This window comes from Sphingomonas benefaciens, from assembly GCF_052907485.1.
On sequence record NZ_JBREIC010000003.1, the window covers coordinates 235918 to 258029 of the forward strand.

At 68.2% G+C, this 22112-nt stretch carries 27 protein-coding genes; 12 read left to right on the forward strand and 15 right to left on the reverse strand.

The features are described 5' to 3' along the window. Window positions 1-76: 76 nt before the first annotated feature. Both metK and lnt read right to left on the reverse strand, forming a co-directional pair. Window positions 77-1279, reverse strand: a complete 1203-nt coding sequence (metK, locus tag ACU5AX_RS12305; RefSeq protein WP_446691154.1) for a methionine adenosyltransferase — start codon at window positions 1277-1279, stop codon at window positions 77-79. Window positions 1280-1319: 40 nt separating this feature from the next. Then, a complete protein-coding gene (gene lnt, locus ACU5AX_RS12310) occupies window positions 1320-2849 on the reverse strand; it encodes an apolipoprotein N-acyltransferase (protein WP_446691155.1) in 1530 nt (509 codons plus the stop codon). Between the two features lie 97 nt (window positions 2850-2946). Here lnt and ACU5AX_RS12315 point away from each other — a divergent pair, with 97 nt between their 5' ends. Further along, complete coding sequence (locus tag ACU5AX_RS12315) at window positions 2947-3390, forward strand: VOC family protein (protein ID WP_446691156.1); 444 nt, start codon at window positions 2947-2949, stop codon at window positions 3388-3390. Beyond that, entirely contained in the window at window positions 3387-3686 is a 300-nt protein-coding gene (locus ACU5AX_RS12320) for a polyhydroxyalkanoic acid system family protein (RefSeq protein WP_198355168.1), read from the forward strand. Before ACU5AX_RS12315 ends, ACU5AX_RS12320 begins: the two co-directional genes overlap by 4 nt. 48 nt (window positions 3687-3734) lie before the next feature. On the opposite strand, the gene ACU5AX_RS12325 is transcribed toward ACU5AX_RS12320, so the two are convergent. Both ACU5AX_RS12325 and ACU5AX_RS12330 read right to left on the reverse strand, forming a co-directional pair. Further along, window positions 3735-4289: a response regulator transcription factor gene (locus ACU5AX_RS12325; protein WP_446691157.1), complete on the reverse strand. Its 555-nt coding sequence runs from the start codon at window positions 4287-4289 to the stop codon at window positions 3735-3737. Next, window positions 4286-5554: an ATP-binding protein gene (locus ACU5AX_RS12330; protein WP_446691158.1), complete on the reverse strand. Its 1269-nt coding sequence runs from the start codon at window positions 5552-5554 to the stop codon at window positions 4286-4288. Before ACU5AX_RS12330 ends, ACU5AX_RS12325 begins: the two co-directional genes overlap by 4 nt. 110 nt (window positions 5555-5664) lie before the next feature. Here ACU5AX_RS12330 and ACU5AX_RS12335 point away from each other — a divergent pair, with 110 nt between their 5' ends. The 3 genes from ACU5AX_RS12335 to ACU5AX_RS12345 are packed head-to-tail and all read left to right on the forward strand — an operon-like array spanning window position 5665 to window position 7014. Further along, window positions 5665-6378 (forward strand): protein-S-isoprenylcysteine O-methyltransferase, encoded by a 714-nt coding sequence (locus ACU5AX_RS12335; protein ID WP_446691159.1) that lies wholly within the window; start codon window positions 5665-5667, stop codon window positions 6376-6378. Further along, complete coding sequence (locus ACU5AX_RS12340) at window positions 6375-6731, forward strand: hypothetical protein (RefSeq protein ID WP_446691160.1); 357 nt, start codon at window positions 6375-6377, stop codon at window positions 6729-6731. The genes ACU5AX_RS12335 and ACU5AX_RS12340 overlap by 4 nt, the downstream gene beginning before the upstream one ends. Before the next feature lie 16 nt (window positions 6732-6747). Beyond that, complete coding sequence (locus ACU5AX_RS12345) at window positions 6748-7014, forward strand: hypothetical protein (RefSeq protein WP_198355172.1); 267 nt, start codon at window positions 6748-6750, stop codon at window positions 7012-7014. Between the two features lie 4 nt (window positions 7015-7018). Here the strand turns inward: ACU5AX_RS12345 and ACU5AX_RS12350 are convergent, their stop codons facing one another. From ACU5AX_RS12350 to cyoA, 5 genes are read right to left on the reverse strand one after another with little or no spacing between them, the layout of a single operon-like run. After that, a complete protein-coding gene (locus ACU5AX_RS12350) occupies window positions 7019-7708 on the reverse strand; it encodes an SURF1 family protein (protein WP_446691161.1) in 690 nt (229 codons plus the stop codon). Between the two features lie 13 nt (window positions 7709-7721). After that, window positions 7722-8123: a cytochrome o ubiquinol oxidase subunit IV gene (gene cyoD / locus ACU5AX_RS12355; protein WP_198355174.1), complete on the reverse strand. Its 402-nt coding sequence runs from the start codon at window positions 8121-8123 to the stop codon at window positions 7722-7724. Continuing rightward, window positions 8120-8770: a cytochrome o ubiquinol oxidase subunit III gene (gene cyoC / locus ACU5AX_RS12360; protein WP_446691162.1), complete on the reverse strand. Its 651-nt coding sequence runs from the start codon at window positions 8768-8770 to the stop codon at window positions 8120-8122. The genes cyoD and cyoC overlap by 4 nt, the downstream gene beginning before the upstream one ends. 7 nt (window positions 8771-8777) lie before the next feature. Next, window positions 8778-10778 carry a cytochrome o ubiquinol oxidase subunit I gene (gene cyoB / locus ACU5AX_RS12365; RefSeq protein ID WP_198355176.1) on the reverse strand — a complete coding sequence of 667 codons (2001 nt, stop codon included), beginning with the start codon at window positions 10776-10778 and terminating at the stop codon, window positions 8778-8780. 10 nt (window positions 10779-10788) lie between these two features. Further along, window positions 10789-11955 carry a ubiquinol oxidase subunit II gene (gene cyoA / locus ACU5AX_RS12370; RefSeq protein WP_446691164.1) on the reverse strand — a complete coding sequence of 389 codons (1167 nt, stop codon included), beginning with the start codon at window positions 11953-11955 and terminating at the stop codon, window positions 10789-10791. Window positions 11956-12127: 172 nt separating this feature from the next. Here cyoA and ACU5AX_RS12375 point away from each other — a divergent pair, with 172 nt between their 5' ends. Continuing rightward, a complete protein-coding gene (locus ACU5AX_RS12375; protein WP_446691165.1) occupies window positions 12128-13456 on the forward strand; it encodes an MFS transporter in 1329 nt (442 codons plus the stop codon). Between the two features lie 155 nt (window positions 13457-13611). Here the strand turns inward: ACU5AX_RS12375 and ACU5AX_RS12380 are convergent, their stop codons facing one another. Next, on the reverse strand, window positions 13612-14457 hold the full coding sequence (locus ACU5AX_RS12380; RefSeq protein ID WP_446691166.1) for an EF-hand domain-containing protein: 846 nt from the start codon (window positions 14455-14457) through the stop codon (window positions 13612-13614). Between the two features lie 204 nt (window positions 14458-14661). On the opposite strand from ACU5AX_RS12380, the gene ACU5AX_RS12385 reads away from it, so the two are divergent. Beyond that, entirely contained in the window at window positions 14662-15375 is a 714-nt protein-coding gene (locus ACU5AX_RS12385) for a response regulator (protein WP_446691167.1), read from the forward strand. Next, window positions 15372-16733, forward strand: a complete 1362-nt coding sequence (locus ACU5AX_RS12390; RefSeq protein ID WP_446691168.1) for a sensor histidine kinase — start codon at window positions 15372-15374, stop codon at window positions 16731-16733. The genes ACU5AX_RS12385 and ACU5AX_RS12390 overlap by 4 nt, the downstream gene beginning before the upstream one ends. 52 nt (window positions 16734-16785) lie before the next feature. Here ACU5AX_RS12390 and ACU5AX_RS12395 read toward each other — a convergent pair whose 3' ends face one another. Together ACU5AX_RS12395 and ACU5AX_RS12400 are read right to left on the reverse strand one after the other, a co-directional pair. Beyond that, entirely contained in the window at window positions 16786-16992 is a 207-nt protein-coding gene (locus ACU5AX_RS12395; protein ID WP_198355181.1) for a hypothetical protein, read from the reverse strand. A gap of 197 nt (window positions 16993-17189) precedes the next feature. After that, window positions 17190-17663, reverse strand: a complete 474-nt coding sequence (locus ACU5AX_RS12400) for a GreA/GreB family elongation factor (RefSeq protein WP_446691169.1) — start codon at window positions 17661-17663, stop codon at window positions 17190-17192. 116 nt (window positions 17664-17779) lie between these two features. On the opposite strand from ACU5AX_RS12400, the gene ACU5AX_RS12405 reads away from it, so the two are divergent. Continuing rightward, window positions 17780-17944, forward strand: coding sequence for a hypothetical protein (locus ACU5AX_RS12405; protein ID WP_446691170.1), 165 nt, complete (start codon window positions 17780-17782; stop codon window positions 17942-17944). Between the two features lie 22 nt (window positions 17945-17966). On the opposite strand, the gene ACU5AX_RS12410 is transcribed toward ACU5AX_RS12405, so the two are convergent. Next, entirely contained in the window at window positions 17967-19256 is a 1290-nt protein-coding gene (locus ACU5AX_RS12410) for an MFS transporter (RefSeq protein ID WP_198355217.1), read from the reverse strand. A 178-nt stretch (window positions 19257-19434) separates the two neighbouring features. Between ACU5AX_RS12410 and pgsA the strand changes: the two genes are divergently transcribed. Genes pgsA through ACU5AX_RS12425 form a run of 3 tightly spaced genes read left to right on the forward strand, consistent with a single transcriptional unit; the run spans window position 19435 to window position 20710 of the window. Next, complete coding sequence (gene pgsA / locus ACU5AX_RS12415) at window positions 19435-20001, forward strand: CDP-diacylglycerol--glycerol-3-phosphate 3-phosphatidyltransferase (protein WP_198355184.1); 567 nt, start codon at window positions 19435-19437, stop codon at window positions 19999-20001. A 5-nt stretch (window positions 20002-20006) separates the two neighbouring features. Further along, the gene (moaD, locus tag ACU5AX_RS12420) at window positions 20007-20264 is read left to right on the forward strand and encodes a molybdopterin converting factor subunit 1 (RefSeq protein WP_446691171.1); all 258 of its coding nucleotides are present in this window, start codon (window positions 20007-20009) and stop codon (window positions 20262-20264) included. After that, window positions 20261-20710 (forward strand): molybdenum cofactor biosynthesis protein MoaE, encoded by a 450-nt coding sequence (locus ACU5AX_RS12425; protein ID WP_446691172.1) that lies wholly within the window; start codon window positions 20261-20263, stop codon window positions 20708-20710. The genes moaD and ACU5AX_RS12425 overlap by 4 nt, the downstream gene beginning before the upstream one ends. 23 nt (window positions 20711-20733) lie before the next feature. Here ACU5AX_RS12425 and ACU5AX_RS12430 read toward each other — a convergent pair whose 3' ends face one another. Together ACU5AX_RS12430 and ACU5AX_RS12435 are read right to left on the reverse strand one after the other, a co-directional pair. Then, window positions 20734-21324, reverse strand: coding sequence for a fasciclin domain-containing protein (locus ACU5AX_RS12430; protein ID WP_446691173.1), 591 nt, complete (start codon window positions 21322-21324; stop codon window positions 20734-20736). Window positions 21325-21486: 162 nt separating this feature from the next. Continuing rightward, on the reverse strand, window positions 21487-22086 hold the full coding sequence (locus tag ACU5AX_RS12435; RefSeq protein WP_446691174.1) for a fasciclin domain-containing protein: 600 nt from the start codon (window positions 22084-22086) through the stop codon (window positions 21487-21489). Between the last annotated feature and the right edge of the window lie 26 nt (window positions 22087-22112).

Genomic DNA, 22112 nt, shown 5'->3' on the forward strand with positions numbered 1-22112 from the left:
AGACCGCCGCGTTAGTACCGCGGCGGTCTTTTGCATGGCGTCCGTGGCCCCGACTTTTGCCGGGGCCCGGTCGGTATCAGGCCGCGACCGCGTCCTTGAGCTGGTCGACCAGATCGGTCTTTTCCCAGGTGAACAGCTGGCCGTCCGGCTCACGGCCGAAGTGGCCGTAGGCGGCGGTCTTGGAATAGATCGGTGCGTTGAGCTTGAGATGCTCGCGGATGCCCTTGGGGGTCAGGCGGACGAGCTGCGGCAGCACCTGCTCCAGCTTCGCCTCGTCGACCGTCCCGGTGCCGTGCGTGTCGACATAGACGCTGAGCGGCTCGGCGATGCCGATCGCGTAGGAGAGCTGGATCGTGCAGCGCTTGGCGAGGCCGGCGGCGACGACGTTCTTGGCGAGGTAGCGCGCGACATAGGCGGCCGAGCGGTCGACCTTGGTCGGGTCCTTGCCGCTGAATGCGCCACCGCCGTGGGGGGCGGCACCGCCGTAGGTGTCGACGATGATCTTGCGGCCGGTCAGGCCGGCGTCGCCGTCCGGGCCGCCGATCTCGAACAGGCCGGTCGGATTGACGTAGATCTTCTCGTCTTCGGGCAGCCAGCCGTCGGGCAGGATCTCGGCGAACACGCCCTTGACGTAGTCGCGCAGCTTCGCTTGACCCTCGGGGTTGGAATGGTCGGCGTTGTGCTGGGTCGAGACGACCAGCGCGGTCGCCTTGACCGGCACGCCGTTCTCATATTGCAGCGTCACCTGGCTCTTGGCGTCCGGCTCCAGGAAGGGGGCGGCGCCCGAGTGGCGGTCGGCCGCCATCTTCTCGAGGATCTTGTGGCTGTAATAGAGCGTCGCGGGCATCAGGCCGGGCGTCTCGTCGGTCGCATAGCCGAACATGATGCCCTGATCGCCGGCGCCTTCGTCCTTGTTGCCGCTTTCATCGACCCCCATCGCGATATGCGCCGACTGGGCATGCAAATTGTTCGAGAAGTCGAACGTCTGCCAGTGGAAGCCCGACTGTTCGTAACCGATACGCTTCACCGTGTCGCGCACCGCGGCCTCGATCTCGTCGAGCGCGCCGGGCGCCCATTGGTCGTTCTCGAACACGCCCTTGCAGCGGATTTCGCCGGCCAGCACGACCTTGTTGGTGGTGGTCAGCGTCTCGCAGGCGATGCGCGCCTCCGGATCCTTGGACAGGAACAGGTCGACGATCGCATCGCTGATCTGGTCGGCGACCTTGTCGGGATGACCTTCGGATACGGACTCGGAGGTGAAGATATAGGAACTGCGCATCACTGCCTCATAACGATATAAAGATGCCTTTATATGACCACTATAGCGTAGGGCGGCGAATGGCAATCGCGAGCGCGGCGAACACCGCCGCCGTGAGCAGGGCCGCCCAATTGCCGATGCGGCTGAATGGCGTCGGCGGCAGCGGCGGCGGCATCGCGACCTCGATCGCGCCTGCGCGCTCATGCGGAACCGTCGCCAGCAGGCGGCCGTCGGCAGCGATGACGGCGGAGATGCCGGTCGGTGTCGAGCGGACGATCGGCAGCCCTTCCTCGATCGCGCGCATTCGCGCCTGCGCCAGATGCTGCGGCGGGCCCCAGCGGCCAAACCAGGCATCGGTCGACGGATTGAAGATCAGCCGAGGTCGATGGGCCTCGTCGACGACCCGGCCGGAGAAGATGATCTCGTAGCAGATCTGGAAGCCGATCGCGCCGAAGCCGGGCAGGGCCAGGGTACGCGGGCCGGGGCCGCTGTCGAAATCGAAGTCGCCGGGGACGAGCCGGGCGAGGCCGAGCGGCTTGAGCAGCCAGGGCATCGGCAGATATTCGCCATAGGGGACGAGATGCGCCTTGTCGTAGCGGCCGACGATCCGTGCCCGGGAGTCGACGGCGAACACCGAATTGGACGCGCCCGCGACGTCGCCGGCCCTGTCGAAGCGCAGCGGCGTATGGCCGGTCAGCAGAATGTCGCGCGGGCCGAGCAGGCGGGCCAGCCGCCAGCGGTTGAACAGCGGGCTCTGCCCGTCATAGATCCAGCCGGGATAGCCGCTTTCCAGATAGTCGCGCATCACGCCCTCCGGCCACAGCACCAGGCGTGGGCGCGGGCCCGGGCGGCCGGACCAACGGGTAAGCGCAGCGAGCATCGCCTCCTGATCGTCCTCGCCGCGCGCATTCTGGCCGATATTGGGCTGGACGACATGGAGCAGCGGCGCACCCGGCGCGGCGTCCGGCGCGCGCGACAGCGGGGCGAGGATCGCAGCCACCGCCAGCGCAGAGAACATGAGAGCCGGCAGGGTCCACCGCCGCTGCGGCACCAGCAGCAGCGACGCGGCGGCCAGCGCGGTGACGCCGGACAGCCCATAGGTGCCGATCAAGGCGGAAAGACGCGCGACCCCGATCACCGGCAGCCAGACGACGCCGACCGAGTCCCAGGCATAGCCGGTGAACAAAATGGAGCGGAGATATTCGGTCGCGATCCACGCCGCGGCGAAGATCAGTGCGAAGGCGGCGTCCGGTCGGTTCCGGCGACTCAGCCGCCATGTCGCCATCGCCGCCGCCATTGGAAAGATCGCGAGATAGAGCGCAAGGCCGACCGCGGCGAAATAGCCCAGCACCGGCGGCATCTTGTCCTGAAAGTCGAAGGCGTGCTGGAACCAGTTGTTGTTGACGGTGAAATGGCCAAGGCCCCAGCACCAGCCGAGCCATGCGGCACGGCGCATCGTCGGCGCGCGATGGATCAGCCAGGCGAGGCCGGCAAGCCCGCCCAGCATCAGCGGCCAAAGTTGCAGCGGCGCGAAACCGGTGGCGGCAAGCGCGCCGAACAGCAGAGCGAGAAGGGCGGGGCGGCGGGTCATCGCCCGCGCGCCTAGCAAATCCGGGTCGGGGCGGGGAGGGGTTCGTCGTGCGCGGGCAGGCTATCCGGTGCCGCGGAGAATAGGCTATGCAACCCTTATGACGCTTCGCCCCTTCCATCTCGCCTTCCCCGTCCACGATCTCGCCGCGGCGCGCACCTTTTACGGCGGGCTGCTCGGCTGCCGGGAGGGGCGGTCGAGCGACCAGTGGATCGACTTCGACCTCTACGGCCATCAGATCGTCGCGCATCTCGATCCGGCGGCGCAGCCGGTCACCGTCGCCAATCCGGTCGACGGTCATCATGTGCCGGTACCCCATTTCGGCGTGGTGCTGACCATGGCCGACTGGCGGGGCCTCGCCGATCGTCTGCAGGCTGCCGGCGTCCGCTTCGGCATCCCGCCGCACGTCCGCTTTCCCGGCCAGGTCGGTGAACAGGCGACGATGTTCTTCACCGATCCTTCGGGCAACGCGCTCGAGTTCAAGGCGTTTGCCGACGATGCGATGCTGTTCGCGACCGAACAGAACGAGAAGGAACCGGCATGAGCCAGATCGACGTCAACATCCCCCACCAGCTCGGCAAGGACGCCGCCAGGGCGCGGCTGGACGGCGGCATTGGCAAGATCGGCAAGGTGATTCCCGGCGGTTCGATCACCGAACAGCGTTGGGATGGCGACACGCTGCATTTCAAGGTGGAGGCGATGGGACAGGCGCTGGCGACCCGTGCGACGGTCGCCGCCGACAATGTTCATATGGTCGTCGACGTACCGATGTTCCTGGCGATGTTCTCGGGCAAGATCCGCGAGGTGCTGCAGCAGGAAGCGCCGAAGCTGCTGCGCTAAACGCCGTTCCGTCATTCGGGCGCAGGAGGGAATGACGGCGTTGCTGGCTCAGCCCATGTGTCGCTTGTCGAGCTTCCGCGCCAGCGTCCGCCGGTGCATGCCCAGCCGCCGGGCCGCCTCGGAGATGTTGAAGTCGGCATCCGCCAGCGTCTGGTGGATATGCTCCCATTCCAGCGTCTTGATCGAGGTCGGCGGTGCCGAAATGTCGACATCTGCATCGCCGTCCTCACGCGCGAAGGCGGCCTCGATGTCATCGGTGTTGGCGGGCTTGGTCAGATAGTTGGTCGCGCCCAATTTGATCGCCTCGACCGCGGTGGCAATACTGGCGAAGCCGGTCAGCACGACGATCTTCATCGCCGAATCGAGCGTGTGCAGCGCGGCGACGCAGGCGAGCCCGGACGCGCCGCCCAGGCGCAGGTCGACCACCGCATGGCTGGGTCGAAAGTCGCGCGCCGCCGCTTCCAGTCCGTCGGGGCCGGCGAGCATCTCCACCCGATAGCCGCGCCGTTCGAAGCTGCGCGCCAATGTGCGAGCGAAGCTGGCATCGTCCTCGACGACGAGCAGGCGCCGGTCCGTCGCCGTATCCGTCGCGATGTCGGTCATGCGTCCTCCTCCAGCGCCAGGCTGGCCAGTGGCAGCGTCAGCCGCGTCTCCGCGCCGCCGCCGGGCAAGTTGCGCGCCTCCAGCGTCCCGCCCAGCGTGCGCAGCACGTTGGTGGCGAGGAACAGGCCGAGGCCAGCGCCCTGGCGTGGCTTGCTGCTGTTGTAGGGGCGGCCCAGGCTTTCGAGCACCTGGTCCGGATAGCCGATGCCGTCGTCCTGCACCGCCAGCACCAGCGCGTCGTCGGCGGTGCGCGCGACGAGCGCGATCGAGTTCGCCGATGCCTCCGCCGCATTGTCGAGCAGGGCGGTCAGCGCTTGGCCGAGCGCGCGGTCGGCGACGATCGGCCGGTCGGCGCCAAGCCGGTCCTCGAACGTCACTTTGCCTGGCCAAGTGGTGACGATCGCGGTCAGGAAGCGGCGCAGCGTCGTCCGCGCCGGCGCCTCGCCGGTGACCTCGCCCGCGGCGAACAGGATGCCGGAGACGATCGCCTTGCAGCGCTTCACCTCCGCCTGCATCTCGTCGACCTCGGTGGCGAGGCGCGGATCGGCGCGGATCGCGGCCTCCGTCTTCCAGTCGCCGAGCAGGACGGAGATGGACGACAGCGGCGTTCCCAGTTCGTGCGCGGCGCCGCTGGCGAGTAGGCCCATGCGAACGATCTGTTCTTCCTCCGCCGCGCGCTGGCGCATCTCCGCCAGGTGGGCGTCTCGGCTGCGCAGATTGGCGGCGATGCGGGTGACGAACAGCACCAGCAGCACCGCGGCGAGCACGAAGGCGAGCCAGCTGCCGAAGATATAGACCGGCGACAGGCTGGTCGCCAACGCCGCGGGCAGCAGCAGCGGCCGGTGCTCGACGGCGAGCAGCGCGAAGGCGGCACCGGTCACGCCGACCAGCGCCCAGCTCGACCAGGCGTCGAGCAGCACGGCGCCCATCACCACCTGCAAGAGATAGAGCGAGACGAACGGATTGGTCGCGCCACCGCTGAGGTAGAGCTGCACGGTCAGTGCGGTGACGTCGACGAGCAGGCTGCCGAACAATTCGGCATGCGTCACCGGCCAGCGATGCAGGCGCAGCAACGTGACGAGATTGAGGAAGACGAGGCCCCCAAGCACGGACACCATCGGCAGCAACGGCAGCCGGATCGCGAACACCGCGTGGACGATGACGATCGCGGCAAGCTGACCGCCGACCGCGAGCCAGCGCAGCAGCACCAGCTGGCGCATGTTGCGCGCGGCGGCATCGGCGCGGGCGGGCGGGGCGACGGGCATGGCACCGCTATAGCCGCTGCGATCGGCGAAGGCACGACGCATCGCGATTGCCGCGCACTTGTTTAGATGCTATAGACTCGCAATAGCATAAGCTGACGGGAGGTCTTTCGATGGTCGATCACGCGGAGCGGGGCCATGTGCCGGGCAGCGGTCGCCGGCCGATGATGAGCGGGATCGGGACGGTCGCGATGTTGGCCGCCTGTGCAGTGCTCATCGGCCTCGCCTTTTTACGCTGGCGGGACATCGGCTTGGGCGGGCTGCTCTGGCTCGTGCTGTTCGTCACGATGACCGCGATCCGCCTGCCGCACGCTGCACGCAATCGCGCCAATGCCGTGGTCCAAGCGCACAGCGATGCCACCGAGCGCGCGCTGCTGCTCGGCATGTTCGCGACGATGATGGTCCTGCCGCTGCTCCATCTGGCGACCGGGCTGTTCGCCTTCTCGGATTATCGGCTGCCCGGCGCGGCGACGGCCGCTGGCGCGATCATGCTGCTGCCGACGCTGTGGCTGTTCTGGCGCAGCCACGCCGACCTGGGGCGCAATTGGAGCCCGGGACTGGAGGTGCACGCGGAACACCGCCTGGTCACCGAAGGTGTCTACGCGCGCTGGCGGCATCCGATGTATGTCGCCATCTGGCTGGCGGTGCTCATCCAGCCGTTGCTGATCCACAATGTCGTCGCCGGCTCGCTCGCCATCCCCGCCTTCGCGGCGATGTGGACGCTTCGCGTGCCGCGCGAGGAGGCGATGATGCGGGCGCGGTTCGGCACCCAGTATGACATCTATGCGGCGAGGGTCGGCCGGTTGTGGCCGGCGACACGACCATGACGGTGCCGGCGGCGGTCATCGCGCAGGCCGCGCGCTGCTGGCGTGCCGCACGCGACGCGCGATTGCCGGTCCAGCAACGCCTGCACGCGCTGCTTGCGCCGCTCGGCTTCGACATGCTCGCGCCGGTGATCGACAGCGCGATGACGCTGGGCGAGGGCTGCCTTGGTAGGCCCCTGTGCCGGGCCTGTCCCTTCGGCGCGGGCGGCGACGAGGCGCTGATCTGCGGCCTGCTCGCCGACCCGAGCCGGCTTGATCGTCTGCCGCGGTGCATGGCGTCACGCCGAAGAGCCGAAACGGACCAAATGTTCGCCGGAGCGCTCGCCTCCGCTATAGTGATGATGGAACTGGCATGAGCGGAAAGGCGCGACGATGAGCGGTGAAGCGACCCGGCCGGAGGATGTCCTGGCGGACGGCGACGATTATCTCGACGTGGACGGTTTGACGCTGCGCAAGGGCACGGTGGCGGCGTTCGTCCGCAATGCGCAGCGCTGGTCCGATCCCGAGATCGACCCTGCCGCGCGGGAGCTGTTGTCGGAAGCGATCGCGGCGGCGGTGCCAGCCCTGCAGGCGCTCGATCTGTTCGCCGTGTTCGAGATCCGCGACGAGGAGCTGCGCGAATTCGTCGCCAATTGCTGAGGCGTCAGCGCCGCGCCCGCCAGGTCATGAGCGCGATCAGCGCGGCGAGGCCGAACCAGGTGAAGGCGTAGAGCAGGTGGTTGTTGGGGAAGCGCACCACCGTCAGGCCGCCGCGCGGCCAGCCATGGGTCGGCTGACTGGCATCGATGAAATAGGGGGCGGTAACGCCGAGGCCGCGTCGTGCGGCGATCGCCGCGACATCCCGGGAATACCAGCGATCGGCCGCCGGATCGTTGTGGCGCAGAAAGGCGCCGCGCGGTTCGGTCAGGCGTAGCAGGCCGACGACGCGCTGCGGCCCGGCCGGCGTCGCGACGCGGCCGCGCAGGTCCTGCGGCACGAAGCCGCGGTTGACCAGCAGCGTGAAGCCCGAATCGGTGGCGAGTGGCGTGATGACCCAGAAGCCGCCGCCGAGGTCGGTCACCGCCTGGACATAGGTGTCCGCGCCAGGGCGGTAGCGGCCGGTCGCGACGACGGGGCGATAGGCATCGCTCTTGCCGATCGTCGGCCAGCGGTCGGGACCGGGCGCGGCGACCGGGGGCAGGGCCAGCTGTCGTTCGGTCTGCGCGATCAGCGCCAGCTTCCACTGGCGGCGTTCGAGCTGCCACACGCCGAGCGCGATCAGCAGCAGCACCGCCACCGCCGCCACGATCGTGACGGCGGCGCGGTGTCGGCGGCGGGGCGGGGATGTCGTCATCGCCGCCGCCCCGTCACATGCCGTCCATCGCTCCCTGGCCGGGCATCATGTTGAGGTTCATGTGATACATGACCCACAGCGAGCCGGCGAGGCAGATGCCGACGATGACGACGGTGAAGATCAGCGCCATCAGCGTCCAGCCGTTCTCCGACTTGGCGTTCATGTGCAGGAAGTAGATCATGTGGACGACGATCTGCACCAGCGCGAACGCCATGCAGAGGCCGGCGGTGACGCGCGGATCGGCGATCACACCGCTCATCACCAGCCCGAACGGGATGGCGGTAAGCACGACCGACAGAAAGAAGCCGATCAGATAGTCGCGGCGCGAGCCGTGCGGCGCGTCGCCGTGGTGGCCGTGGCCATGATCGTGGCCATGGCCGTGCGCATGGTCGGCGGCGTGATGGTCGGCGCTCATCGCAGCACTCCCAGCAGATAGACGAAGGTGAAGACGCCGATCCAGATGACGTCGAGGAAGTGCCAGAACAGCGACAGGCACTGCAGGCGGCGCTGGTTGGCGGGGATCAGGCCCTTGCGGCCGACCTGCACCATCAGCGTCACCAGCCAGATCAGACCGAAGGTGACGTGCAGACCGTGCGTCGACACCAGGGTGAAGAAGGACGACAGAAAGGCACTGCGCTGCGGCGTCGCGCCCTCGGCGATCAGATTGCCGAATTCGTACAGCTCGATGCCGACGAACGACGCACCGAACAGGCCGGTGATCGCCAGCCAGCCCTGCACCGCGCGGACCTTGCCGTCGTTCATCGCCAGCATCGCAAAGCCGTAGGTGATCGACGACAGCAGCAGCATCGACGTATTGAGCGCGACGAGCGGCAGTTCGAAGATCTCGTGCGGCTGCGGCCCGCCCGCATAGCTGCCGCCGTAGACGCCATAGGCGGCGAACAGCATGGCGAAGATCAGGCAGTCGCTCATCAGGTAGAGCCAGAAGCCGAGCATCGTGCTGCCGCCGGCCTCGTGGTGATGCTCGTCCGTCTCGTAGAAGATCGGCGCCTGCGCACCGGGCGGGATGGTCGCTTCTTCGACCGTGGGGTTACGGCTGGTCATGACTCCCTCAGGCTCCCGCGGTGGCCAGTGCGCGGGTGCGCGCGTCTTCCGCCGCGGTCACCTCGTCGACGGGGATGTAATAGTCGCGGTCGTAGATGAACGTGTGGCCGATCGCGACGGCAAGGATGCCGACGAAGCACAGGATGGCGAGCCACCAGATGTACCAGATCATCGCCAGGCCGAAGACCATCGACAGGCCGGCGAGGATCACGCCGGAGCCGGTGTTGCTGGGCATGTGGATCGGGCGGAAGCCGTCCACCGGCCGCGCGGCGTTGCGGCTCTTCATGTCGTACCAGGCGTCGAGATCGTGGACGACCGGCGTGAACGCGAAATTATAGGCGGGGGGCGGCGACGAGGTCGCCCATTCCAGGCTGCGCGCGTTCCACGGATCGCCGGTGGTGTCGGCGAGCTCGTAGCGCTTCTGATAGCTGACGAACAGCTGGATCAGGAAGGCGGCGATGCCGACCGCGATGATCAGCGCACCGATGGCGGCGACGATGAACCAGATCTGCAACGACGGGTCCTCGAAGTGGCGCAGCCGGCGGGTCACGCCCATCAGGCCGAGCACGTAGAGCGGCATGAAGGCGACGTAGAAGCCGACCACCCAGCACCAGAAGCTGATCGTGCCCCAGAACTTGTCGAGCTTGTAGCCGAACGCCTTCGGGAACCAGAAGTTGATCCCGGCGAACATGCCGAACAGCACCCCGCCGATGATCACGTTATGGAAGTGCGCGATCAGGAACAGCGAGTTGTGCAGCACGAAGTCCGCGGGCGGCACGGCGAGCAGCACGCCGGTCATGCCGCCGATCACGAAGGTGATCATGAACGCGACTGTCCACATCATCGGCAGTTCGAAGCGGATCCGCCCCTTGTACATGGTGAACAGCCAGTTGAATATCTTCGCGCCCGTCGGGATCGAGATGATCATCGTGGTGATGCCGAAGAACGAATTGACGCTCGCCCCCGACCCCATGGTGAAGAAATGGTGCAGCCAGACGAGATAGGCGAGCACGGTGATCACGAGCAAAGCGTAGACCATCGACGTATAGCCGAACAGGCGCTTGCCGCAGAAGGCGCTGGTGACTTCGCTGAACACGCCGAACGCCGGCAGGATCAGGATGTACACTTCCGGGTGGCCCCAGATCCAGATCATGTTGACGTACATCATGGGGTTGCCGCCCATGGTGTTGGTGAAGAAGTGCGTGCCGACGTAGCGATCCAGGCTGAGCAGCGCGAGCACCGCGGTCAGGATCGGGAAGGCGGCGACGATCAGCGTGTTGGTGGCCAGCGCCGACCAGGTGAAGATCGGCATCTTCATCAGCGTCATGCCCGGCGCGCGCATCTTGACGATGGTGGTGAGCAGGTTGACGCCCGACAGCAACGTGCCGACGCCCGCGATCTGCAGGCCCCAGACGTAATAGTCGACGCCGACGTCGGGGCTGTAGTCGAGGCCCGACAGCGGTGCCATCGCCAGCCAGCCGGTGCGCGCGAATTCGCCGACGAACAGGCTGGCCATGACGATCATCGCGCCCGCGACGGTCATCCAGAAGCTGAAGTTGTTGAGGAACGGAAAGCTGACGTCGCGCGCGCCGATCTGCAGCGGCACGACATAGTTCATCAGGCCGGTGACGAACGGCATCGCCACGAAGAAGATCATGATGACGCCGTGCGCGGTGAACACCTGGTCGTAATGGTGCGCGGGCAGGAAGCCTTCATTGGCGCCGAAGGCCATCGCCTGCTGCGCGCGCATCATCAGCGCGTCGGCGAAACCGCGCAGCAGCATGATGATGCCGAGCACCATGTACATGATGCCGATCTTCTTGTGGTCGACGCTGGTGAACCATTCCTTCCACAGATAGCCCCACACCTTGAAGTAGGTGAGCGCGCCGAGCACCGCCGCGCCGCCGATGGCGACGACGATGAACGTGCCGACCAGGATCGGCTCGTGATAGGGGATGGCGTCGAGCGTCAGTCGCCCGAAGATGGTCTTCATCAGGGTATCGGACATGGATACGGTCCTACGAACGGGCGACGGTGGCGCGCCCGGCGACGAGCGCCGGCAGCGGGTCGACCGAGGTCATGTTGCGGTTGGCATCGGAGCCGGGCTGGGCGGCGCCGGGCGCCTCGCCACGCGGGGTCGCGCGGCTGGGGGCGGCGCCCTTTTCCTGCGGTTGCTTCAGGATCGCGCCCTTCGCCTGGCTGCCGCGCTGGTCGGGCGTGTCGTTGGTCGCGGCGCCATGGCCGCCACCGTCGCGCATGTCCTTGGCCATGGTGTGCTGCATGCAGGGCAGGCCGGGCTTGACGCACTGGCCGACGATCCGGTCGAACAGCTGCGGTTGCACCGCGGCGAAGCGCATCGCGGGGACGCGCTCGCTCGGCCGCTCGACGCGCAGATAGGTGGCGAGGTCGAGCTTGCCCTGCGCGCCCTTGGCGGCGGCGGCCCAGCGGTCGAAGCCCGCGGCATCGGTGCCGGTGACGCTGAAGCGCATGTCGGAGAAACCGGCGCCCGAGTAATTGGCCGACAACCCTTCGTAGCGGCCGGGCTTGTTGAGCACGGCGTGCAGCTTCGTCTCCATGCCCGGCATGGTGTAGATCATGCCGGCGAGGGTGGGGACGTAGAAGGTGTTCATCACCGACGACGAGGTCAGGCGGAAACGCACCTGGCGGTCGACCGGCAGGACCAGTTCGTTGATCGTCGCGACGCCCTGTTCGGGATAGATGAACAGCCATTTCCAGTCGAGCGCAACGACCTGGATCTCCAGCGGCTTGTCGTTGCCGGCCAGCGGCTTGCCCGGCGCGATCCGCGACAGCGGCCGATAGGGGTCGAGCGTATGCGTGCTGATCCAGGTCAGCGCGCCGAGCGCGATGACGATCAGCAGCGGCGCCGACCAGATGACGAGTTCGAGCCCCGTCGAATGGTCCCAGTCGGGCGCATATTCCGCCTCCTTATTCGCCGCACGGTATTTCCACGCGAACAGGATGGTCAGCGCGATCACCGGCACGATGATCAGCAGCATCAGGAAGGTCGACCAGAGGACCAGGTCCGCCTGCTGCCGGGCGACGTCGCCTGCCGGGTTCATCACCACCCAGTCGCAGCCGCCGAGCAGGGCGGGCGCGAGCGACACCGCGGCGAGCGTGCGCAACCGGGTGCGGGCACGGGATGGGGAGAGCGTGGGAATGCGCATGGACGCGCAGCTAGGCTTGGTTGCTGCACCGCAAAATAGGACATTTTGTCCTATCCCATGGTCCGCGATCGGGCGATACAGGGGCGCGTTATCGTGCCGGGACCGACCGTCCGCCCGGCGCGTTGTCGCCCGGAGGCCGGTGGCCTTCCGCAAGAAGTCAGGAACGTAGATCATGGCCGTGGCAACCGCCTCTTCCGCCCCGCTCGAGCGCGACGCACGCGCCGTCAACACCCATGGCGACCAACAGGTCCGTCCGGGTGAAATCGCGATCGGCGTCATCATCGGCCGCACCTCCGAATTCTTCGACTTCTTCGTCTACGCCATCGCTTCGGTGCTGGTCTTCCCGCAGGTCGTCTTTCCCTATGTCGACCGGCTGACCGGCACGCTCTGGTCGTTCGCGCTCTTCCCGCTCGCCTGGGTGGTGCGGCCGATCGGCACGCAGATCTTCATGAAGATCGACCGCCGCCATGGCCGCGGCACCAAGCTGACCATCGCGCTGCTGCTGCTCGGCACCTCGACCGTGTCGCTCGCCTTCCTGCCCGGCTACAACGAGGCGGGGAATTGGGCGGCGATCCTGCTCGCGCTGTTCCGCATCGGCCAGGGGCTGGCGCTGGGCGGCGCCTGGGACGGGCTCGCTTCGCTGCTCGCGCTCAACGCGCCGGAAAAGCAGCGCGGCTGGTATGCGATGGTGCCGCAGCTCGGCGCGCCGCTCGGCCTGATCGTGGCGAGCGGCCTGTTCGCCTTCTTCCTCAGCAACATGCAGCCGGTCGACTTCCTCGCCTGGGGCTGGCGCTATCCGTTCTTCGTCGCCTTCGCCCTCAACGTCGTGGCGCTGTTCGCGCGGCTGCGCATCGTCGTGACGCCGGAATATACCGAACTGTTCAAGAGCCGCGAACTGACCCCGTCGCCGGTCAGCGCGACGATCAAGGCGCAGTGGCGCAACATCATCATCGGCGCCTTCGCGCCGCTCGCCAGCTTCGCGCTGTTCCACATGGTGACGGTGTTCCCGCTGTCGTGGATCAACCTCTACACCGACCAGAACATCGCCCGCTTCCTGGGCATCGAGATGATCGGCGCGGTCTTCGGCCTTGCCTCCACCGTCGCCTCGGGCATGCTCGCCGACCGTATCGGCCGGCGCTCGGTGCTCGGCTATACCGCGGCGGCGATCGCGGCGTTCAGCGGCTTCGCACCGCAGCTGCTGCGCGGCGGCGACGCCGGCGAATTGGTGTTCATGATCGGCGGCTTCATCCTGCTCGGCCTGTCGTTCGGTCAGTCGTCGGGCGCGGTGACCAGCAATTTTCCCAAGCGCGCGCGCTATACCGGCGCGGCGCTGACCTCGGACCTCGCCTGGCTGTTCGGCGCCGGCTTCGCGCCGCTCGCCGCGCTGGTGCTGGCGAGCAAGTTCGGCCTGATCGCGGCGGGCGGCTATCTGCTGTCGGGCGCGCTCGGCACGCTGATCGCGCTCGGGCTCAACAAGGAACTGGCGCGCCGGCTGGATTGATCGGCACGAAGCCAGGGACCCTAGAATCCTCCCCGCTCGCGGGGAGGTGGCAGCGTGCAATCGCTGACGGAGGGGGGCGCCACGCCGCGTACCGCTCGCGGACATCCCCCTCCACCGCCTGCGGCGGTCCCCCTCCCCGCAAGCGGGGAGGATTTTCAGTTCATCGGGTCGCCGGACGCGCTGCGGCCACCCATGCCGCCGTCGATACCGCCACTCATTCCACCGGTCATGCCGCCGCCCATCGGCCGTCGTCCGGCGCCGCGGCCGCGACGTTCGCCGCCATCGCGATTGCCCGACGAGCGGACCTCGGCCCTGACCCTTACGTGCGGCAGCTCGTCCCAGGTCAGCTTGCCGTCATGGTTCTTGTCGAGCGAATCGAAACGCTGTTCGGCCGCGCGCCCGAATTCCATCGGGTCGACGCCGCGGTTGAAGTTGCGGTCCGCGGCGGTGACCGGCTCGGGCAGGTCGAAATAGCTGAACCGCGCCGCGCCGAGCGTGCCCGCATCGTAGAGCACGCCGCGCGTTCCCTGCGTGCTCGCGCCGCCTTCGCCGTCCTGCACGCGCGCGATGATGCCGCTGCCGACCGCATTGCCGGAGCGCACTTCCGGCGCCAGCGTGTTCTCGTAATAGTCGATGTCGTCGGGATCGATCTCACCGTCGCGCTTGCGGTCGAGAATGGTGAAGAAGCGCCCCGCATCCGACTTGAACTCGGCCAGCGTCAGCGCGCCGTCGTGGTTGGTGTCGACGCTATCGAACCAGGCGCGCTCCGGATCCGGCGCGGCCTCGGTGCCGCGGAACGGCTGCCCCATCGGGCTGATGAAGATGCGGCGCGGGCCGCGCGATGGCTGGGCACGGGCGGTCACCGTGATCGGCGGCTCGGCCTGTGATGGTGTGGACGCTGGCGGAGCGGAGGGCGCGGCGGGCGGCGCGGTCTGCGCCGCGGCGATCGCACCGGGCATGGCGGTGGTGACGAGCAGGACAAGACAGGCAATGCGGCGCATGATGGGTTTCCCGGAACCGATGTGACGGTCAATCACCCGTGTATTGCGGCAGAATGTCAGGCGAGGCGAGAGGGGACGTGCGGGGGCACGTGGGGGGGACGTGCGGCACGCCTGCCGCACCACCGCCCGGCGGGATGTCGCTTGCCTGCGCCATCTGATATTCGGCAGCAACATTCGCCTGTCATCCCACCGCCGGACATGACCATGCAGCAATCCATCGAACAGCCCGCCTCGATCCTGGTCGTCGACGACGACCGCGAGATCCGCGCTCTGCTGACCCAGAGCCTCGGCGCGCGAGGCTATCGCGTGCAGGCGGCGGCGAATACGCGCGAAATGGACGCGGTGCTGGAGCGTGACCGGATCGACGCGGTGCTGCTCGACGTGATGATGCCCGGCGAGGAGGGCATCTCCGCCTGTCGCCGCATCGCGCGGGACGACGGGCCGGCGGTCATCTTTCTCAGCGCCTTGGGCGAGGAACGGGACCGGATCGTCGGGCTGGAACTCGGCGCAAGCCATTATCTGCCCAAGCCGTGCAGCGCGCGCGAGGTGTTGGCGACGGTGCGCGCGGCACTGCGGGCGCGGCGGCAGATGCAGGCAGGCGAGCGGCTGCGGCTCGGCTTCGACGGCTGGACGATGGATCTGGTGGCGCATGAGATCTTCGATCCGGCCGGCGTGCTGGTCGGGCTGACCGACGGCGAATTCGCGCTGCTGCGCGCCTTCGTCGAGCGGCCGCGGCGCGTGCTGTCGCGCGAGATGCTGCTGGAGGCGGCGCGTGGTCCCAACAGCGACGCCTTCGATCGGGCGATCGACGTCCAGATCAGCCGCGTCCGCCGCAAGCTGCGCAGCGGCGGCGACGAGATGATCCGCACGATCCGCAACGAAGGCTATCTGTTCGTCCCCGCCGTGACCCGGCTGTGAGCGAGGGATCAGGGCAGGCAGAGGAGATTCCCGGCATCGTTCCCGGCCGACGGCTGGGCCTGTCGCTGTTCTGGCGAATCTTCCTGGTGATGCTGGCGAGCGTCGCCAGCGTGCAACTGGTCAACGTCGCGCTGCTCGTCTTTGTCAGCCCGCCCACCCCGCGGATCTTCTCGGTGGCGCAGGTCGCCAGCGCGCTCCGCACCGGGCATGACGCGACCGGCGAGATCAAGCTGGCGCGCGTGGCCGACGTCCCGGACGACAATGACTGGCGCACCGACCGGCTGGAACAGGCGATCGCCGATCACCTGCGCATCCCGCCGGATCGGGTGCGCATCCACTTCGGCGGTCCGGCGACGGCGTTCCGGCCGTTCCCGCCGGTCGTTTTCGGACCGCATCACCGGCCGCCGCCGGACGCCCGCAGCCAGATCCTGTTCGGCGGCTTCACCGTCGGGGTACAGCGATCCGGCGGCGATTGGGTGGTGGCGCGGGCGACGCGGACCGGGCTGGAAGGGTGGCGCTGGCGGGCGCTGCTGTGGCTGCTCGCGGCGCTGGTCGCGGTCGCCCCCTTCGCCTGGTTCCTCGCCAGCCGCTCGACCCGGCCGCTCCGCATCTTCACCGCCGCCGCCGAGCGGCTGGGCCGGGATCCACGCGCCGCGCCGGTGCCGGTCGACGGGCCGACCGAGGTCGCCGATGCCGCGGTGGCGTTCAACCGCATGCAGACGCGGCTCAACCGCTATGTCGAGGATCGTACCACCGTGATCGCGGCGATCGCGCACGACCTGCGTACCCCGCTGATGCGACTCGCCCTGCGGCTGGAGCAGGCGCCCGAGCCGATCCGCGCCGCCAGCGAGGCCGATATCCACGACATGCACGCGATGATCGCCGCCGGCCTCGCCTTCTTCCGCGATTCGACCCAATCGGTCGAGCGGCGCCCGCTCGATCTGCGTTCGCTGACCGAGAGCATCGTCGACGATCTCGCCGATCGCGGCGCGGCGGTGACGCTGGCCGATGGCGCGCCGCTGGTGCTGACCGGCGATGCCACCGGGATCAAGACGATCATCGGCAATCTGGTCGGCAATGCGCTCAAATATGCGGGCGATGCGGCGCTGACGCTGAGCCGTGACGGCGACCATGCGCAGATCGCCGTGCGGGATCACGGCCCGGGAATCGACCCCGACGATCTCGATCGGGTGTTCGAACCCTTCTTCCGCGGTGAGCGGTCGCGCAACCGCGACACCGGCGGCATCGGTCTCGGACTGGCGAGCGTGCGTGGCGTCGCACGGGCGCATGGCGGCGATGCGGACATCGCCAACCATCCCGATGGCGGCGTCATCGCGACGGTCTGGCTGCCGATCTGAGCGACGCGACCGACGATCCGCCTGGCGGCGCGGCGGACCTGCCTGGCTGCAGCTAGTGACGCGACGGGCCGGGTGGCGCCGTCGTCCCCAGTTCGTCGGCGATGATCCAGCGCCGGCTGATCGCCAGCCGCATCAGCATCAGGCCGCAGCAGCGGCAGCGCGCGCGGGCGACGTCGCCCGTCTCGCGGATCACGCTGCCGGGCCGGTGGCGGCTCGCCGTGCAGCGCGGCACGCGAGCGGAGGGGGAGAGCGTTGCCATGGCGCATCATGGCCGACCCGATTTGCAGGCGCATGTCCGCCGCCGTGGCTGCCGGACATACCCCAGACACACGGGGCGGCTAGGACGGCGGCGTCGGTGCTGTTCTCTCCCAATCAAGCATCACCGGCCTATCGGGTGCTCCCCGGCGCCCGGACCCGGGCTGCGGTGGCTTTCAGCCGTCGCAGCCCGGATAATCCTCAGGCCGCGGGCGCATCGATCGCCGCCACCGCCAGCACCCGAATCGCGCCGTCGCGACCGTTGAACGGCAATTCGTCGCCTGATTCCGCCCCGATCAGCGCCCGAGCGAGCGGCGCGCCGAAGGCGATACGGTCCAGCTTGGGATCCGCCTCGTCATCGCCGACGATCGCGACTCGGCGTTCCCGCCCCGCCACCATCGCCGTCACCAGCGTGCCGAACCCGATCGTCCCGTCGCCGGGCGCCGGCGTCCATTCCGCAGTCGCCCGCCGCGTCTGCCAATAGCGCAGGTCGCGGCGCAGCGTCTCCGCCTCGGCCTCCGGCGCGGTCGCCAGCGCCTGTTCGATCTCGGCGATCCGCTCGGCGATCAGCGCCAGCCCGGCACGCGTCACCCGATTGGGCCCCGCGGGCAGGGGAATCTCGAACTTCGGTTCGAGATGCTCGTCATCGCTTTCGCGGCGGAATGCCACGCTCATGCCGGTCGCCTTTCACGTCCTATAAGAAAAGGGGATTCTGTACCGGGCCGGGACGGTCCGAACTTAACCACCTTTGTCGCTGGTCGAAATCGTAAACAGGGCGTTAACACCTCGCTATGAAACGACGTCTAGTCATCACCAACGAAGCGGCCCGCCATCCTTTCCGCCAGATGCTGCCGCCCCCCGTGGCGCTCGCCGCACGCAACGACGATCAGGACTGGAAGCTGTTCCTGCTCAGCTTCGCCGCCTTCTTCATCTGTTTCTACACGCTGTTGATCTGACGGAGGGCGAAGCCGCCTGCGCTCAGTCGCAGGCGCGATGCAGTCGCTGCGCGATCCAAGCGGACACCAGGCACATCGCTGCCACCAGCAGCAGCATGTCGGTCGGCCCGACGCCGAACGCGGTGATGATCAGGACGGCCACCGATCCGATCGTCATCGCCCCGGAATTGACGACATTGTTCGCTGCCACGGTACGCGCGGTCTGGTCCTTTTCCACCGTCGTGGTCAGGAAGGCGTAGAGCGGTACCACGAACATCCCGCCCGTCGTGGCGATCGCCAGCAGGCTCAGCATGATCGCGATCGCGCGGGGCTGGGCGATGAATTCGCCCCAGGAATAGAGCGTGCCGACCGGCGCCGCCGGCCATTCCCGGCACAGGACCGAGAAGAGCACGACGAAGCCGCCCATCGCGATCACCGACACGGGCGAATAGCGCGCGCTGATCCGGCCGCGCAGCATTGTGTTGATGATCACCGAGCCGATCGCGACGCCGACAGAAAAGACCGCGATGGCACCGCTGGCGACGCGCTCGTCCGCGGTCAGCACGTTCTTCACCAGCGGCGGAAAGACGACGATCAGCACCGCGCCGATGGTCCAGAAGAAGCTGATTGCGCAGATCGCCAGGAACAGCCGCGGGATGTGCAGCGTCGCCCTGATCAGTCGCCAGGACGAGGTGAAGGGATTGTAGTTGAGCACCAGCCGCGGTCCTTCGCGCGGCGCCGGCGGGATCTGCCGCGCGACCAGCCAGCCCAGCGCGGCGACGGCGAGCACGGTGATCGCCGCACCCTCGATCGGGATCCAGCCCGCGGTCACGGTGCCGAGCAGGATGGCGAGATAGGTGCCCGCCTCGACCAGGCCGGTGCCGCCCAGCACGTCGTGCGGCGGCAGATGCTGCGGCAGGATCGCATATTTGATCGGGCCGAAGAAGGTCGAATGGACGCCCAGGCACAGCACCGCACCCAACATCAGACCGATGCCGACCCCCGGCAGGCCGGCGCGCGCCACCATCAGCCCCGACGCGCCGAGCAGCATGATCAGGATTTCCGCCGTCTTGACGATGCGGATGATCCGCGCCTTGTCGTGACTGTCGGCGAGCTGGCCGGCCAGAGCGGACAGCAGGAAGAACGGCAGGATCGCCAGCCCGGTCGCGAGCGCGTTGAAATTCGCCTCCATCTTCGGGTCGTTAAAGATCGCATAGGTGGCGAACAGCACCATCGACGTCTTGAACAGATTGTCGTTGAACGCGCCGAGGAACTGCGTCGTGAACAAGGGCAGGAAGCGGCGTTGCTTCAGCAACCCCAAGGCATTCAGCATGACGAAACGTGGCTTTCGCTCGATGTGTAGCGCACCGGCATAGCCGAGCCGCACCGGCACGCCAACCGGCCTGCGTCGCGGCACCCCAGCGGGCCGGCGGCGACGGGGTGCCGCGACGGCACGACTTTCTGCCACGCTCTGCCTTACGCTGGCGCGCGCGGCAGCGTAGGGAGGAATCATGCTGACGTTGCCCAACCTCCTGACGCTGTCGCGGATCGTCGCGGTGCCGCTGCTCGTCGCGCTGCTGTGGTGGCCGCGCTGGGAGGCGGGCTTCGGCATCGCCTTCGGCCTGTATTGCCTGATGGGCATCACCGATTATTTCGACGGCTATCTGGCCCGCGCACAGGGTGCCGTGTCGCGGCTGGGCGTCTTCCTCGACCCGATCGCCGACAAGATCATGGTCGCCGCGGTGATCCTGATGCTGGTCGGCACGCGTCACGACGACGCCGCGCTGATCACCGGCGTCCATCTGATCGCCGCGCTGGTGATCCTGCTGCGCGAGATCGCGGTGTCGGGCCTGCGCGAATTCCTCGCCGGGCTGCAGGTGTCGCTGCCGGTGTCGAAACTGGCCAAGTGGAAGACGACGCTGCAACTCGTCGCGCTCGGCGCGCTGATCCTCGCCGGCGCGCTGCCGGGACAGCCCTGGGTCAAGATCGTCGGTCTGGGCAGCCTGTGGGGCGCTGCGGTGCTGACGCTGGTGACGGGCTGGGATTATCTGCGCGTCGGCCTGAAGCACATGGACTGACCGGCATGGTGATCGAAATGCTCTATTTCGCCTGGGTGCGCGAACGGATGGGCCGTGCTGCCGAGACGGTGACCCCGCCGGCGACGGTCGCGACGGTGGCGCAACTGGTCGACTGGCTCGCCGCGCGCGATGCCGACAGCGGCACGGCGCTCGCCGACCGCGCCCGGCTGCGCGCCGCGGTCGACCAGGCGTTCGTGGCGATGGACGCGCCGATCGCCGGCGCGCGCGAGGTGGCGCTGTTCCCGCCGGTGACCGGCGGATGATCCGGGTCGTCGTCCATGCCGCGCCGATCGCGATCGACGCCGAACTGGCGCGGGTCGAGGCGGCACCCGGCGCCGGCGCGATCGCGACCTTCACCGGGCTGGTGCGTGCCGACGACGGCGTCGGTACGCTGGAACTGGAACATTATCCCGGCGCGACCGAAGCGGCGCTGACCCGGCTGGCCGAGGCGGCGACGGCGCGCTGGTCGCTGGGCGCGGCGACGATCGTCCACCGCGTCGGACCGATGGCGCCGGGCGAGCGGATCGTCTTCGTCGCGACCGCCGCGCCGCACCGCGCCGCCGCGCTGGAGGCCTGCACCTTCCTGATCGACCGGCTGAAGACCGACGCGCCGTTCTGGAAGCGCGAGACGCGCGACGGCGAAAGCCGCTGGGTCGAGGCCCGCGATACCGACGATGCCGCCGCCGCGCGCTGGCGCGACGGGGCATAAAGTCGACGCGGCGCGTCGATCGGTCAGCTCAGCTTGGGTACGCTCACCCCGTTGGTGACGTGAACGATGCCATTGGCCTCCTTGACGTCCGGCTGGCTGACGTAGCTCTTGTTGCCGGTCGGGTCGGTGAGCACCAAATTGCCGTTGTCGATCGTCGCGGTCAGCGGCTGTCCCGACAGCGTCGGCAGCGACGCCGAACCGTTGCCCGCCGCGATCAGCGCCTTGATCTGTTCGGCCGTATAGGCGCCCTGCACGACATGGGTCTTCAGGATGGTGGCGAGGCTCGCCGCATTCTCAGGCTTCATCAGCGTGTCGACGGTGCCGGGGGCCAGTCGGGCGAAGGCGTCGTCGCTTGGCGCGAAGACGGTGAACGGGCCGGCTCCGGCCAGCGTCGGAGCGACCGCGGAAGCGGACACCAGCCGCGCCAGCGTGGCATGATGGTCGAGCGTCGGCAGCGCCTGCGCGATCGTCGCGGTCGGCGCTTCCGGCGGCAAGGCGACCCGCCCGACCGACAGCTGCGGCGGCTTCTCCTTCTTCTTGGCGTCTGCGGCCGTACCGGCGCAGAGCAGGGCGGTCAGCGTGAGGGCGGTGGCAAGCTGGGAGTGGCGGGTCATGGGACATCTCCAACGTCGGCGAACGTCATGAAGCTGTCATATGCTGCACTGCAATGTAAAGACCTTGGTATACGCTGGTGGAGGCATCTGACCCCGTTCGTCGCACATACGCAACGCTCCAACGAGCTGTTTTGTAAGGACAATACACGCGAAGCGCCGTATTCATTTCGTTAGTGTCGGCACCAGCACGCCGTTGATGACATGGATGACGCCGTTCGCCTGGCGACGGTCGGCCGTCTCGATATAGGCGCGGCTGCCGCTGCTGCTGGTTAGCATCACGACATCGCCGTCCAGCGTCGCGACGATCGGCTGCCCGGCCAGGCTGGTCAGCGTCGCCCGGCCCCCTCCGGCCCGGATGCGCGCGACCAGATCGGCCTCGCTCACCGCACCGGCGACGAGATGGTCGCGCAGCAGCAGCAGCAACGTCGCGCGATTCTCCGGCGCGAGCAGCGCGGCCGGCACGTCTCCCGCCAGCCGGGCATAAGCGGCGTCGGTCGGCGCGAAGAGCGTATAGGGGCCGGCACCGTCGAGCAGGGCGGTCGCGTCCGCGACCGCCGCCTCGCGCGCAAGCTGCGTCAGACCCGGAACCCGGGCGATCGACGTGCCGATCGTCGCCTCCGGCCGGAAACGCGTCGCATCGACCGAAACCGGGGCGATCGCCTCCGGAACGGCGGGCGGCGGGGCGGCGGCGGGCGGCACGCATCCCGGCAGGGCGGCGAGCAGGACGACCAGCCACGCCCGGCGGGGAAGAGCGACATTCACCCGGCTGCTACGTTCGAGCCGCCTGG

Coding starts and splice junctions, on each gene's coding strand:
- metK (WP_446691154.1), bottom strand. CDS start 1,279: ATGCGCAGTTCCTATATCTTCACCTCCGAGTCCGTATCCGAAGGTCAT.
- lnt (WP_446691155.1), bottom strand. CDS start 2,849: ATGACCCGCCGCCCCGCCCTTCTCGCTCTGCTGTTCGGCGCGCTTGCC.
- ACU5AX_RS12315 (WP_446691156.1), top strand. CDS start 2,947: ATGACGCTTCGCCCCTTCCATCTCGCCTTCCCCGTCCACGATCTCGCC.
- ACU5AX_RS12320 (WP_198355168.1), top strand. CDS start 3,387: ATGAGCCAGATCGACGTCAACATCCCCCACCAGCTCGGCAAGGACGCC.
- ACU5AX_RS12325 (WP_446691157.1), bottom strand. CDS start 4,289: ATGACCGACATCGCGACGGATACGGCGACGGACCGGCGCCTGCTCGTC.
- ACU5AX_RS12330 (WP_446691158.1), bottom strand. CDS start 5,554: ATGCCCGTCGCCCCGCCCGCCCGCGCCGATGCCGCCGCGCGCAACATG.
- ACU5AX_RS12335 (WP_446691159.1), top strand. CDS start 5,665: ATGGTCGATCACGCGGAGCGGGGCCATGTGCCGGGCAGCGGTCGCCGG.
- ACU5AX_RS12340 (WP_446691160.1), top strand. CDS start 6,375: ATGACGGTGCCGGCGGCGGTCATCGCGCAGGCCGCGCGCTGCTGGCGT.
- ACU5AX_RS12345 (WP_198355172.1), top strand. CDS start 6,748: ATGAGCGGTGAAGCGACCCGGCCGGAGGATGTCCTGGCGGACGGCGAC.
- ACU5AX_RS12350 (WP_446691161.1), bottom strand. CDS start 7,708: ATGACGACATCCCCGCCCCGCCGCCGACACCGCGCCGCCGTCACGATC.
- cyoD (WP_198355174.1), bottom strand. CDS start 8,123: ATGAGCGCCGACCATCACGCCGCCGACCATGCGCACGGCCATGGCCAC.
- cyoC (WP_446691162.1), bottom strand. CDS start 8,770: ATGACCAGCCGTAACCCCACGGTCGAAGAAGCGACCATCCCGCCCGGT.
- cyoB (WP_198355176.1), bottom strand. CDS start 10,778: ATGTCCGATACCCTGATGAAGACCATCTTCGGGCGACTGACGCTCGAC.
- cyoA (WP_446691164.1), bottom strand. CDS start 11,955: ATGCGCATTCCCACGCTCTCCCCATCCCGTGCCCGCACCCGGTTGCGC.
- ACU5AX_RS12375 (WP_446691165.1), top strand. CDS start 12,128: ATGGCCGTGGCAACCGCCTCTTCCGCCCCGCTCGAGCGCGACGCACGC.
- ACU5AX_RS12380 (WP_446691166.1), bottom strand. CDS start 14,457: ATGCGCCGCATTGCCTGTCTTGTCCTGCTCGTCACCACCGCCATGCCC.
- ACU5AX_RS12385 (WP_446691167.1), top strand. CDS start 14,662: ATGCAGCAATCCATCGAACAGCCCGCCTCGATCCTGGTCGTCGACGAC.
- ACU5AX_RS12395 (WP_198355181.1), bottom strand. CDS start 16,992: ATGGCAACGCTCTCCCCCTCCGCTCGCGTGCCGCGCTGCACGGCGAGC.
- ACU5AX_RS12400 (WP_446691169.1), bottom strand. CDS start 17,663: ATGAGCGTGGCATTCCGCCGCGAAAGCGATGACGAGCATCTCGAACCG.
- ACU5AX_RS12405 (WP_446691170.1), top strand. CDS start 17,780: ATGAAACGACGTCTAGTCATCACCAACGAAGCGGCCCGCCATCCTTTC.
- ACU5AX_RS12410 (WP_198355217.1), bottom strand. CDS start 19,256: ATGCTGAATGCCTTGGGGTTGCTGAAGCAACGCCGCTTCCTGCCCTTG.
- pgsA (WP_198355184.1), top strand. CDS start 19,435: ATGCTGACGTTGCCCAACCTCCTGACGCTGTCGCGGATCGTCGCGGTG.
- moaD (WP_446691171.1), top strand. CDS start 20,007: ATGGTGATCGAAATGCTCTATTTCGCCTGGGTGCGCGAACGGATGGGC.
- ACU5AX_RS12425 (WP_446691172.1), top strand. CDS start 20,261: ATGATCCGGGTCGTCGTCCATGCCGCGCCGATCGCGATCGACGCCGAA.
- ACU5AX_RS12430 (WP_446691173.1), bottom strand. CDS start 21,324: ATGACCCGCCACTCCCAGCTTGCCACCGCCCTCACGCTGACCGCCCTG.